Source organism: Acidimicrobiales bacterium (assembly GCA_041394185.1).
In the GTDB taxonomy this organism is placed as follows: domain Bacteria; phylum Actinomycetota; class Acidimicrobiia; order Acidimicrobiales; family Poriferisodalaceae; genus JAAETH01.
On the sequence record JAWKIQ010000001.1, the window covers coordinates 1,296,748 to 1,308,853 of the forward strand.

Sequence of the window (12,106 nt, forward strand, 5' to 3'; positions counted from 1 at the left end):
CAGCCTCACAGGCCCATATGAGGTGCGGGGTCGATCGGTTCGCCGTCGACCCGCAACTCGAGGTGCAGGTGGGCGCCGGTGACGAACCCGGTAGAGCCCACCGAACCCAACTGTTCGCCGGAAGACAACTGCTGACCGACCTCGACGGCCACACTCGACAGGTGGGCGTAGATGGTGGCCACTCGCCCGCCGTGATCGAGTACGACCGTATTGCCGTAGGCGCTGCGACTGTCGACGGCCACGACGGTGCCATCGGCAGCGGCCACGATCGGGGTGCCGCCCGCGGCGGCGATGTCGGCACCGGCATGAAGGATCGGGATGCCCCAGATGGGGTGGGTCCTGATGCCGAAGCGCGACGACAGCGGACCTGCCACCGGCTTGACGAAGTCGGGTAGCTCGCCGACCTGATCGCATGCCTGCGCAAAGGCCAGCTGTTCGGCGATGGAGGCCCCATCGATGGCGGTTGCCGACGACGTGTAGCCCGGCAGTGGCACGTCGATGGGCACGGTCAGCAACCAAACCCCCGAGGTGCTGACCGATGCTCCGATCACCGACTCAGACCTGCAGACCGCCGCTGCCGATGGGGTGCGCTGCACCGGCCGAACGAATGCACCTGCGAGTCGGCGCTGACCACCCAGTAGCCGCCCGAGCCGTCGGTACCGATCGAGATGGCATCGAGTGAGCGGGCTGGGTCAACCGCCGAACCGTGAAACTCTGCGGTTGGCCCGAATGTGAATATCCCGCCGTCGCTGGCCAGCAACCAATAGCCGCCACCGTCGGGGGAAGCGGCCATGCCGATGATCGGCTCGTCGAGGTCGATGGCGCCTGCCGAGCCGTGGAAGGCGGCCGACCCGAAGGAGAAGACCCCGCCGTCTGAGGCCACGAGCCAATAGCCACGGCCGTCGGGGGTCGGGGCCATACCCACCACCGGTTCGGTCAGTGCGATGCCGCCCATCGATCCGTAGAAGCCGGCGTCTCCGAAGGCGAACACCCCACCGTCGGTGGCAACCAACCAATAGCCTTCGCCGCTGGCGGTGGGCGCCATGCCGACCACCGGCTCGTCAAGCACCACGCCACCGATAGACCCCTTGAATGGTGCGTCTCCGAAGGCGAACACACCTCCGTCGGACGCCGCCATCCAGTAGCCGCCACCCCCGGGCAGTTCGGCGATGGCAACCACCTCGTCGACCAACTCGATGCCGTCGAGGTCGCCATAGTGCTGCGACCCGTCCAACGGCTCGACCTTGGGGCCGTCCGCGGCAGTGGCCACCCCTGCCACCGCCAACACCACCGCGAATATCAGCGCCAGAACCGAGATTGGGCTGCGGGACGCCTGGGGTGCTCTCATCGACGGGTTATTCAAACAGGCCCGGCCGTGCCGGTGGTGGCTTTCGCCGCGATCGGCGAGATAATCCCGCTCGGCACGACGCCATGACGTCCATCAGTTCGAAACGCCCACCATGACCAACCGCTCGAAAAACACAGCATCGTCGGTGATCGTCGTAGTGCCGTGGTACGGCGGGTCGCACCGTGCTTGGGCCGACGGGTGGCGCTCGGTCAGCCGCCACCGCATCGAACTGGTAGCCACCGCACCACGCACGTGGCGCCATCGGATGTTGTCAGGCACCGCCGAGCTGGCCGACGAGCTCGAAGCCGCGGCCAGCCGGCACGGAACCCCCGACGTCGTCGTGGTCAGCAGCCTCACCGACACCGCTGCGCTGCTCGGCCTGGCCAGGCGCGCTGTTGGCGACGCCGCCATAGTTCAGTACCAGCACGAGTCGCAGTTGTTGCACCCTTCACTGCAACCCGGCGACCGGCATCTGGTCGACATCGAGTGGCGTTCGATGGCAGCGGCCGACGCTGTTTGGTTCAACAGCGACTTCCACCGCAACCTGTATCTGTCGACGTGCCCCCACGACACCAGCTCGCTAGCGGCCAGGTCGTCGACAATGCCGGTGGGTGTCGATCTGAGTCAGATAGCGGTCGACCGGCGGCCCGCCAGCGACCCATCGAGGTCGGTGCGCCTGCTGTTCAACCAGCGCTGGGATGCCGACAAGCGGCCCCAGCGGGTCGTGGCGGCGCTGGCGAGCGCGGCCGCTGCGGGCGCCCGGTTCGAGGTCGTGCTGGCCGGCGAACAACCACCCGACGACGACAGGGGCCTGTTGTCGGCCTGCGAACGCCTGGGCCAGCGGGTCGTTCACGCCGGCACGGCAACGCGCTCTCGTTATCTCGAACTGCTCCACACCTGCGACGCGGTGGTGGGCGACCCGCTCCACGAGTTCTTCGGGGTGGCCGCTGTCGAGGCTATGGCTGCGGGTTGTCACCCGCTCTTACCCCAGGCGCTTTCGTACCCCGAGTTGGTCGACCACCCCCAACGCCTGCTGCATCGGTCGCACGACCTGGTGGCCCAGATCATCACCTTCTGCGCAGACCCACCCGCACCAGACGCCACTCTGGCGGCCCACGTGCGGCGCTTCGATTGGAGCCGGATCGGCCCTCTCTACGACGAAGCCATCGCCGGCCTGGCACGATAGGACGATGCTGCCGGTGACACCCCCGATCAAGCCGATGCTCGCAAAGGCGATTGCGGCCATCCCCGAGGGGTCAGACCTGTCGTTCGAACCCAAGTGGGACGGGTTTCGCTGCATCGTGTTTCGCGACGGCGATGATGTTCATCTGGGCTCCAGAAACGAGCGCCCCCTCACCCGCTACTTCCCCGAATTGATCGAGCCGCTGCGCTCGTGCCTGCCCGAACGAGCCGTGGTCGACGGCGAGATAATCGTGGCCCTCGACGACCACCTGGCCTTCGATGCCCTGCAACAGCGAATCCACCCCGCCGAATCTCGAGTCGAGTTGCTGGCCGCGCAGACGCCGGCTCAGTTCGTGGCCTTTGACCTGCTGGCGCTGGGCGACGACAACTTGATGGGCCGACCGTTTCGCGAGCGCCGCGCTGCGCTGGAGACCATCGCCGCCGGTTTCGAGCACCCGATACACCTGGTGCGCGCCACCACCGACCACCAGACGGCCGTCGTCTGGCACCGCAGATTCGAGGGTGCGGGCCTCGACGGCCTCATCGCCAAACCGCTCGACGGCGTCTACGAGCCCAACAAGCGGGTTCAGTTCAAGATCAAGCACACCCGCACCGCCGACGTGGTTGTGGCGGGCTACCGCATGCACAAGGACGGCGCTGGTGTCGGGTCGCTGGTGGTCGGCATGTACGACGAACAAGACCGGCTGCAGCACATGGGTGTGGCCGCGAGCTTCGCCGCCAAGTTCCGAACCCAGCTACTGGAGCTTCTGGAGCCACACGTACTGGCCGATCCTTCCGCTCACCCGTGGGCTCACTGGATGGACCCCGCCGCGCACGAACACGGGGTGATGCCGGGCTCGCCACACCGGTGGAGCGGGGCCAAGGGCGACCAATCCTGGATTCCGCTCGATTGCCGGCTTGTGGTCGAGGTCAAGTACGAGGCGACCCTCAACGGGCGGTTCCGCGGCACCACCAGGTTCGTGCGATGGAGGCCAGATCGCGACGCGCTTTCGTGCCGGTTCGACCAGCTCGAAGAACCCGTTCCGGTGGGCCTGTCCGAAGTGTTGTCTTGAGCAGGCCCACACGTGCTGCGCCAAACGATTCCAGAACTCGAAAGTGAGCCTCAGTGAGCAACGACAACAGCCTTGCGGGCGTGGCGGCCCTGGTGACCGGCGGCGGATCGGGCATCGGTATGGCCTGCGCCAGGCGACTGGTGGCCGACGGAGCTGCCGTAACGCTGATGGGGCGGCGAATAGACAAGCTTCGTGATGCCGCCAGGGCGCTGAGCGCCGAGGCTGGCGGCGGCGCCCAGGTCACCTTCCACAGCGGCGACGTCGCCAACGAAGACCATGTGGCCTCTGCGGTGGCAGCAGCAGCCGAAACAACCGGTCGGCTGGGCGTGGTGGTGGCGGCGGCAGGCACCGGCGGCGGGGCCGGGCCGGTCGGCAGCATCGACATCGAACAGTGGAATCGCACCCTCGCCGTGAACCTCACTGGCGTTCTGGCCTGCATCAAGCACGGGTCAAACGCCATGACCCAAGGCGGGTCGATCGTGGCGGTGTCGTCGATAGCGGGCGGCCTGACCCACCGGCTGATGACCACCTACTGCGTCAGCAAAGCCGGGCTGGAGATGTTGGTGCGCAACGCGGCCGACGAGCTGGGAGCCAAGGGCATCAGGGTCAACGCCGTGCGCCCTGGACTGGTGCCCACCGAGCTGGCCGATGCGCTGGCGTCGAACCCGGCGATCGTCGACGAGTATCTGTCGCTGATGCCCCTGGGCCGGTTGGGCCAGCCCCAGGACGTCGCCGACCTGGTCGGGTTCCTGGCCGGCCCCCAGTCTTCGTGGATAACCGGCCAGATCGTGGGGGTCGACGGAGGACACACGCTGCGGCGGGGGCCAGACATCACGGTCGGGTTCAGCGGTCGGCAATGACGATTCTGGTCGATGCCGCCATCTGGCCTTGGCGCGGCAGGCGGTGGGCCCACATGGTGTCGGACACCTCCCACGACGAGCTGCACCACTTTGCGGTGTCCATCGGAAAGCGCAGGGTGGCGTTCCAGGGCGACCACTACGACGTAGACGAGGACGAACGCCTGCGGGCGATCAAGGCCGGAGCCGTGTCTGTCAACGCACGAGACATCGTGCGAGCGCTGCGCAGCGCCGGGCTGAGGGTCAAACCCGGACACTCCGAGGGCTGGCAGTGGCTGGCGGCCAGGGTTCAGATCGACCACGAACAGCATCTGGCCGAGGTGTGCGCTCCGCTGGGTGCGGCGGGCGACGAGGCGGTCACCCTGGGGCGGGCGCTGATAGACGAACTCGGCCAGGTCGAGCTGTCGGCGTTTGCTCGGCCAAGCGAGGTCGCAGCCATGGTTGCGGTGCCAGATGAGTCATTGCGCGAAGCTGCCGTCGGCACAGCACGGGCAGCCTTGGGGCCCAGGCTGCCGCACTGGTTCGTCGCCGGGCATGGCCCGTTCGTGGCCGAGCGTATCCAACCCGGGTGAGGCGCCCCGACGCACCCGAATGCTGCGTCAAACGTCGCGCAGACCGTCGAAGATCAGGGCCGTAGCCAGCACCATCAGCACGACACCTGCGAAGCGAACGACATGGCCCGCCCAGCCACCACCTCGCAAACCCCCTGCGAACCAGGTGAGGCCCACGCCGACAACCGCTCCCGCGAGCACCAGGGCGACGCCGTGGTCGCTGCCCACCGAGATCGACGCCGCCACCGTCACCGGGCCAGACAACACCGGATAGGCGACCGGCCACAGATTGTGCGCCAGACCCGCTCGACCGTTCGAATAAGCGGCCTGCTCGGGCCGGCTGCCCCAGCCCAGGGTGCGCGCCAAACCAACCGCAGCCACCACCAGGCCGGTGGCGATCCTGAAGGTCTCCGTGTCGACCTCGAGCCAATCGAGTATCGGGCCAGACAGCCAGGCCAGAAGCGTCATCGCCACACCCACGACCGTCGCGCACCCGACCGCGACCGATCTGGCCCGCCTGTGGGTTTCGGCCGAGTCGAGCGACCACCCGAGCGCGGCGGGAACCCGCCACCAACCGAGCGCCATGATCGTCAACAACAGTGCTCTGGCTGTCACGGGCGGCCCTCCAGGACCTCGCGAGCGAAGATCAGCGTCGACAGGGTGTGCTGCTGATCGTCGACCTGGGTGATGTCGTCGGTGAACCAGGCACCTACCTCTAGCCCGGCGTCTGTGCGCACATCCTGAGGCTGGACCTGACGCTCGACCAGCGTCGCTGCGGTGCACAACAGATGCCGCTCGAGATCGGGCCGCATGGGCGCCAGCGCCGGGGTGCGGGACAGGCCGGCCAGCCCCTCCCCCAGTGCCCCAACGCCGGCTCCGAGCGCCTGGTCGAACCTGACCCAACGTTGGATGCCTTCACCCGACCGTTGCGACTCGACCCTGATCATCACGGCGAAGTCGCCCGCCAGGCGCTCGAGATACTCGGTCTCGTCAAGCGTGGGCTGCCACCGATCGCCCAACTCGGCCACCGTGTAGGCGATCCAGTGGTCGGGCGCCCGCAGCAGCAGGCCCTCGTGCCGCCGTCGGTCGTGAACCACATAACCCACGATGTCGATGGCGGCATTACCCCACCCTTCGCCGGGAAACATCCGCTCGAGCATGGCCAGCCCCCACGAAGCCTCACCGGTGGCGAATATTCCGTATTGCCCCGCCACGGGTTGGCCCGTTGCCGGATCCCACTCGACCGCGATCGCTCCGTTGGGTTCGATCTGCCCCAGCAGGAACCGTCCCAACTGGCGCATCAGATCGTCATAGCCGGTGTCGCCGGTGGCCAGCCTTCGATGTGCCAGCGAGGTGATCAACAGTGCCGACGCCCCGATGCGTGGTCGGGCACCACCGACGGTAAACGCCACCGATTGGGGCTGCCCCTGTGCGGTCGTGTCTATGAGGTTGTCGAGCATGTATTGCAGCGAACGGTCGGTTGGCTCCAGCCATCGAAGGTCTTCGTGTGCGGCGGCCACCTGGTAGAGGGCGTTGGTCATGGCCGCGTGTCTGGTGACGTTGTAGCCACCAAGGTCTTCACCGGTGACCCTGTTGTAGCGGTATGCGAAGACACCATCTTCTTCGAGGTTCGAGGTGGCCCAATCGGCGGTGGCTGCGATGGCGATGTCGAGGTCGGCCACGCTCAACTCGGGACAATTCTGCGGCGCGACCAGGCCGATACGAAACACCGACAGTCCGACCGCCCAGGCGACGAGATGCATCATCGGCCGTGAAGCCGACCTGCCACGTCCCCGCTGAAGCACAAACCTCACCGCCAGCAGGCTAGGTGGGCGGCGGCCGGCTGCCAGCACCCGAGGTGCAACAATGCCCTTGTGTGGCCGGCAGACCCAGCGAGACGAAGGGCGACGAAGCTGGCCGTCAGCGTGGTGGTGCTCGCAGCCGTGTGGCTGCCTGTCGTGCGTTCGCCGCCCAGAGACTCGTTCCCGCTATCGACCTACCCGATGTTCTCGTCGCTGCTCGAGACGGTGTCCGACGTCGACCTGGTGGTGGGTGTGGACCGGTCGGGTTCTGAGATCCGCCTGTCGCCCCAGCTGATCGCAGGCACCGACGAGGTGATCGTCGCCGGCTCGACGGTGCGCCAGGCGGTGAGAGCGGGCGACACCGAGGCCCTGTGCGCCCTGGTCGCGGACCGGGTCGCACGAAACGGGCCGGCCGAAGTTGTTTCGGTGTTGGTGAAGACCGACACCATCGACGCCATCGAGTGGTACGCGGGCAACCGCCAACCTCGTGACACCGTCGTACACAGCGCGTGCGAGATAGCGCGATGACTGCCGCTCTGGCCCAGCGCCTTGCGGTGGTTCGGGTCGCTGTGTTCGCCTACGCCGCCGTGTACGTGGCCGTGCGCTCGCCCACCATCGTCGACACGTCAGAGCTAGACCCTGCCCGCTTCGACCCGATCGGCGGTGTGGCATGGCTCAACACCCCGTTGCAGTCCCCGGTCTTGGCCGCGTTAGTCGCGCTTGCGGTGCTCGCCTCGGGCGCGGCAGCGGCCGGCTGGCACTATCGCATCTGCTCGCCGGCGGCGGCGTTGGCCGTGCTGGTCGTGTTGTCGCACCGCCTCAGCTGGGGCCAGGTCCTTCACACAGAGAACCTCGTGGTGCTCCACGCCTGCATCCTGGCCTTCACACCGGCAGCCGACGCCTGGTCGCTGGACGCACGCTCGACCACACGCCGACCCCGGGCAAGCGACGAATCCGACTACACGTGGGCGCTCTGGCTGATCAGCGCAGTGACCGTGTCGACCTACGTCATCGCAGCCTGGGCCAAGCTCAGAATCGGCGGGGCCGACTGGATCAGCGGTGATGTGCTGCGCAGCCATATCGCACACGACAACCTCCGCAAGCACCTGCTGGGCGACCCGTCCAGCCCGTTGGCACGCTTCGTGGTGCCCCAGGCGTGGCTGTTCTCGCCCATGGCCATCGGGGCGCTGGCTCTCGAGCTGGCGGCCCCGATGGCACTGCTGGGCTTCAGGCGCGTCCGACACGCCTGGGTGGTGATGGCATGGTTGTTTCACGTCGCCGTGCTGGCGTTGATGGCGATCGTGTTCCCCTACCAGTTGCTGGGGATCGCCTTCTTGTCGTTCGTGGACGCAGAGGCGATTGGCCAGCGGCTTGGTCGGCTGAGGCCGATCAGCCGGCGAAGCTCAGCAGATCTTCGACGCTGACTCCGCAGTCGTCGAGCACCGCCGCCACCTCAGCCATGTCGACCAGGCGCTCGGCAGCGTCCGGCGCCGACAAAGCGTCGCCCAGGCACTGGGCTGCTTCCTCGGGGATGCCGCCCTGCACCAGGCCCTCGACGATCATCGGCACCATCTCGGGGTTGCCGGCGAAGATCGGCAGAGCCGCCATCAGCGTTTCCATTGCGTCAGAGTCGACCACGCCGGGCCCCGACGCGTCGCCGTCATCCATGGCCATGCCGATGCGCGCGAGGTCTTCCAGGGTCAGGCCGCAGTCTTCCAAGGTCGACAAGAACTCGGGGTTGGTTGGTGTGGTGGCAATTCCGCTGCTGAACACAGACCGAACCACACACACCGCCTGATCTTCTGTCAGGCCCATCTCGATGAACGGGGCGAGGATCTGGTCACGCTGCTGCGAATCGAGCATGGCTTCGATGTCGGCGTCGGTGATGCCGACCGACGGATCGCTGTCTGATCCAGAGTCGGGATCGATACCGCAGACCTGTTCGTTGTACTGCTCGATGCGATCGCTGGCGGCGTTCAGCTCGGGCGAGTCGAGCACGGCCATGTCTTCCTCGTTCACGTCGAGAATGTTGTAGTCGGCCTCCTCGAGCGTCTGCTGCATCTGCACCAGACCATCCACGAACAGCTCGACATCGGCTGCGATCTCGTCCGGGGCCTGAGAAGCCAGGGCGATCTGCATCGGCAGCAACTCGCGCATCTGGCGTTCGAAGGTGGCGATCATGCCGAGGTTCTCGGCGTCGATGGCGTCGGCCAGTTCGCTGATTTCGCGAGCGCCGTCACACCACGAGCTGGCGGCCGAACCAGACATGTCGTCAGACGATGCGTCGCTGTCGGAGTCATCGGACCCCGTGCTGTCGGAGTCGCCACTGCCAGCGTCGTCGGAGGCCCCACCGTTGGAGTCGCCGGTCGAGGACGTGTCTGAGTCGGCCGAATCGTCGCTGTCGCCCCCGCCGCAGGCGGCCAGGAAGAACAGTGCGGCCACCACCGCGGCGATCAGGCGTAGAAGCTTGGAGTTACGCATCTCACAAAGGGTAGGCGAATACTGACGCGTTGCGGTCGCACGCTTCACGCATTGCGTACCAACATGCCGCCGTCGACACGAACGACCGCACCGTTCAGGTACGAGGACGCGGGCAACACCAGGCTGGCGATGGCGTTGGCGAGCTCGATGGGTTGGCCGTAGCGGCGCAGTGGCACCCGCCGCTTGGCGAACACCTCCTTGTCGGCGGCCGGGATCGGAGCGGTCATGCCGGTTTCGATTGGCCCCGGGCAAACACAGTTGGCGGTCACGCCCAGCCGCCCGAGTTCGACCGCCAGCGACTTGGTGAACCCGATGACACCATGCTTGCTGGCCGTGTAGGCAGGCATGCCGGCGGTGGCCCCCAGACCCTCCGTGCTGGCGATGTTGACGATGCGTCCGTCGCCCGCCCTGGCCAGATCTTCCAGACACGCCCGGACGGTGTTGGCCTGACCCGTCAGGTTCACGGCGAAAGACCGCTCCCACGAAGCTTGAAAAGCGTCCGATCCGATGCCGGCGGGGATGGACACGCCGGCGTTGTTGATCAAGATGTCGACGGGCCCCAGTACGTCGCGCACCTGGTCGACTGCGGCCTCGACGGCCGCCGGATCGCTGACGTCGACCAGCGCGGCCAGGGCTGTGCCGCCCTGCGCCTGTATGTGCGCGCAGGTCTGCTCGACCCCTTCGGAGTCGACGTCCCAGCACGCAACGCGGGCGCCCAGTGCCGCCAACACCACACTGGTAGCCCTGCCGATGCCGCTGCCTGCACCGGTGACCACCGCAACTCGATCGTCGAGGCGCCGGGCGCGCAAGATCTCGTCGAAGTCGAAGCTGTCCATCAGGTATCCCCCTGCTGGGGCCGCTCGGGTGGCGGGCCCTTGGTGATGTCGATGATTGGTATCTCGCCGGTTCGGTCGGGCGTCAGCCTGGACCGGGCCATGCCGTCGTCGGTCAGCAGCCCGCTCTCGATCAGCTCGTGGCGCTGCACGTAGCTGGCAACGAATGCCTGTATGACGGCAGCGGCCGGGATGGCCAGGAGGGCGCCCACCCCACCCAGGATGTTCGTGCCCGCCACAACCGAGCCGAACGCAACGGCCGGGTGCATCTCCATCGTCGACGCAGTTATGGGCGGGGCGAACAGGTAGTTCTCGATCTGCTGATACAAGACGATTGCAATCACCACCCACAGCGCGGAGATGGGTTCTTCGAGCAGTGCGAGCAGAACCGGGAAGATCCCGGCGAGGTAGGTGCCCACGACGGGCACGAACTGCGACACCACGGCAACCCACATGGCCAACGCCAGCGGCGAGGGCACGCCGATCAACACGAACACCACCCAGTGGAAGGCAAACGAGAGCGTCGCCAACACCACCCGGCTGTAGATGTAGCCACCGGTCTTCGACACGGCCAGGTCCCAGATCTGCAGCACTTCGCGCTGGCGGCGTGGCGGCAGGATCGAGCAGATCGAGCGCCTCAGCCTGGGGCCGTCTGCGGTGAGGTAGAAGGTGAACAGGCCCACCGTCAGGGCCTGGAACAGAACCGACAAGATGGTGGTGCCGACATCGAGCAGGTTGCCGGCCAGATCCTGGGCGAACGACGCCGCCGCCCCACCGTCCTGGAACTCTTGCAGCAGGTCGTCGACGTTGACCTCGACGCCGCGCTCGGCCAACCAGGCCTGGGCCTCTGTGATGTAGCCAGGAGCCTCGTCGACCAGGATCGCTATCTGGTCGGCTAGCACCGCGCCCATTGCCCACAGGAACGCCACGGCGCCCACGGCCACGCCCAGGAACACCAGCAGGGTCGCGAATCCGCGCCTGATGCCCTTGCGGTGCAACCAGTTGACGGCCGGCTCCAGAGCGAACGAGAAGAACAGCGACATCAGCAGAAGAACCAGCAGGCCTCTCAGTCGCTGCACCAGCCAGGCCAGCGAGAAAACCACGGCGAACGCAAACGCGCCCATGGCTATGGCGCGGGGCAACCACGGCGGCATCGAACGGTCTTTGTCACCGTCGTCGAATGTGGTTTCGGTGGTCACGCGGTTCGCCCGGCCAGGACGTCCAGCAGTGGCTGGTGGATCAGGCCGTTGGTGGCGAGGCCGTTGCCCGAGTCGAAGCTGTTGTTGCCTTCGAGGTCGGTGAAACGCCCCCCGGCCTCGGCCAATATCACCGGCATCGGAGCCAGGTCCCATGCCGAGCAGATCGGATCGACCATCGCTTCGGCCTCGCCGGCCGCCACCATGGCATAGCCGTAGGCGTCTCCCCATGTGCGCATACGTGCGCCGCTGGCCCGCACGGCTGCGATCTGTTCGGGGCTGGCAGCAGCCCAGTCGGAGGTGCACACCAGCGCGCCCTGCACCGACGAGTTCGAGTTGACCCTGGCCACCCTGCCGTTGTCGAAACAGCCCTGGCCGCGCCCGGCCCAGATGGTTCGTCGCAGGGCGGGCAGGTGGATAACGCCCACCACAGGACCCTCCTGATCGACCAGTGCCACCAGGGTCGCGTAAAGGGGAACACCACGAACGAAGCCGAACGTTCCGTCGATGGGGTCGACGATCCAGGTTCGTCCGCTGCTTCCTCCAACGAGACCGTCTTCTTCTCCGAGAATTGCGTCGTCGGGGAAGTGTTCACCGATCAGTTGCCTGGCAACCGCCTCGGCGCCCCGGTCGGCGGCGGTCACCTCGGTTCCGTCCGATTTGCCTTCGACGATCAGGTCGGGGCGCCGCCAGTAGTCGAGGGTCACGTCACCTGCTGCACGGGCGACGTGAACCGCGGCTTCCAGGAGCGATTGTGTGTCCACACCCCAATCTTGGCACGAG

The 12,106-nt window shown here is 66.9% G+C and carries 14 protein-coding genes; 6 read left to right on the forward strand and 8 right to left on the reverse strand.

Annotated features, from left to right (window positions below; all coding sequences use genetic code 11):
- Positions 1-5: 5 nt before the first annotated feature.
- Both R2770_06100 and R2770_06105 read right to left on the reverse strand, forming a co-directional pair.
- Positions 6-551 carry a M23 family metallopeptidase gene (locus tag R2770_06100; protein ID MEZ5280025.1) on the reverse strand — a complete coding sequence of 182 codons (546 nt, stop codon included), beginning with the start codon at positions 549-551 and terminating at the stop codon, positions 6-8.
- Positions 548-1,348: a hypothetical protein gene (locus tag R2770_06105; GenBank protein ID MEZ5280026.1), complete on the reverse strand. Its 801-nt coding sequence runs from the start codon at positions 1,346-1,348 to the stop codon at positions 548-550. The genes R2770_06100 and R2770_06105 overlap by 4 nt, the downstream gene beginning before the upstream one ends.
- A gap of 112 nt (positions 1,349-1,460) precedes the next feature.
- Here R2770_06105 and R2770_06110 point away from each other — a divergent pair, with 112 nt between their 5' ends.
- Genes R2770_06110 through R2770_06125 form a run of 4 tightly spaced genes read left to right on the forward strand, consistent with a single transcriptional unit; the run spans position 1,461 to position 5,032 of the window.
- Complete coding sequence (locus R2770_06110; protein MEZ5280027.1) at positions 1,461-2,534, forward strand: DUF3524 domain-containing protein; 1,074 nt, start codon at positions 1,461-1,463, stop codon at positions 2,532-2,534.
- A gap of 4 nt (positions 2,535-2,538) precedes the next feature.
- Positions 2,539-3,603 (forward strand): ATP-dependent DNA ligase, encoded by a 1,065-nt coding sequence (locus tag R2770_06115; GenBank protein MEZ5280028.1) that lies wholly within the window; start codon positions 2,539-2,541, stop codon positions 3,601-3,603.
- A gap of 53 nt (positions 3,604-3,656) precedes the next feature.
- Positions 3,657-4,463 carry an SDR family oxidoreductase gene (locus R2770_06120; protein MEZ5280029.1) on the forward strand — a complete coding sequence of 269 codons (807 nt, stop codon included), beginning with the start codon at positions 3,657-3,659 and terminating at the stop codon, positions 4,461-4,463.
- A complete protein-coding gene (locus tag R2770_06125; GenBank protein MEZ5280030.1) occupies positions 4,460-5,032 on the forward strand; it encodes a DUF4031 domain-containing protein in 573 nt (190 codons plus the stop codon). The genes R2770_06120 and R2770_06125 overlap by 4 nt, the downstream gene beginning before the upstream one ends.
- A 27-nt stretch (positions 5,033-5,059) precedes the next feature.
- Here the strand turns inward: R2770_06125 and R2770_06130 are convergent, their stop codons facing one another.
- A complete protein-coding gene (locus tag R2770_06130) occupies positions 5,060-5,626 on the reverse strand; it encodes a MarC family protein (protein ID MEZ5280031.1) in 567 nt (188 codons plus the stop codon).
- On the reverse strand, positions 5,623-6,825 hold the full coding sequence (locus tag R2770_06135) for a hypothetical protein (protein MEZ5280032.1): 1,203 nt from the start codon (positions 6,823-6,825) through the stop codon (positions 5,623-5,625). Before R2770_06135 ends, R2770_06130 begins: the two co-directional genes overlap by 4 nt.
- A 111-nt stretch (positions 6,826-6,936) precedes the next feature.
- Here R2770_06135 and R2770_06140 point away from each other — a divergent pair, with 111 nt between their 5' ends.
- Entirely contained in the window at positions 6,937-7,341 is a 405-nt protein-coding gene (locus R2770_06140) for a hypothetical protein (protein ID MEZ5280033.1), read from the forward strand.
- A complete protein-coding gene (locus R2770_06145; protein MEZ5280034.1) occupies positions 7,338-8,237 on the forward strand; it encodes an HTTM domain-containing protein in 900 nt (299 codons plus the stop codon). The genes R2770_06140 and R2770_06145 overlap by 4 nt, the downstream gene beginning before the upstream one ends.
- Here the strand turns inward: R2770_06145 and R2770_06150 are convergent.
- Genes R2770_06150 through R2770_06165 form a run of 4 tightly spaced genes read right to left on the reverse strand, consistent with a single transcriptional unit; the run spans position 8,203 to position 12,087 of the window.
- Complete coding sequence (locus R2770_06150) at positions 8,203-9,294, reverse strand: hypothetical protein (protein ID MEZ5280035.1); 1,092 nt, start codon at positions 9,292-9,294, stop codon at positions 8,203-8,205. The genes R2770_06145 and R2770_06150 overlap by 35 nt on opposite strands.
- Before the next feature lie 44 nt (positions 9,295-9,338).
- Positions 9,339-10,130 (reverse strand): SDR family NAD(P)-dependent oxidoreductase, encoded by a 792-nt coding sequence (locus R2770_06155; protein MEZ5280036.1) that lies wholly within the window; start codon positions 10,128-10,130, stop codon positions 9,339-9,341.
- Complete coding sequence (locus R2770_06160; GenBank protein MEZ5280037.1) at positions 10,130-11,326, reverse strand: AI-2E family transporter; 1,197 nt, start codon at positions 11,324-11,326, stop codon at positions 10,130-10,132. The genes R2770_06155 and R2770_06160 overlap by 1 nt, the downstream gene beginning before the upstream one ends.
- A complete protein-coding gene (locus tag R2770_06165) occupies positions 11,323-12,087 on the reverse strand; it encodes an inositol monophosphatase family protein (protein ID MEZ5280038.1) in 765 nt (254 codons plus the stop codon). The genes R2770_06160 and R2770_06165 overlap by 4 nt, the downstream gene beginning before the upstream one ends.
- Positions 12,088-12,106 lie beyond the last annotated feature (19 nt).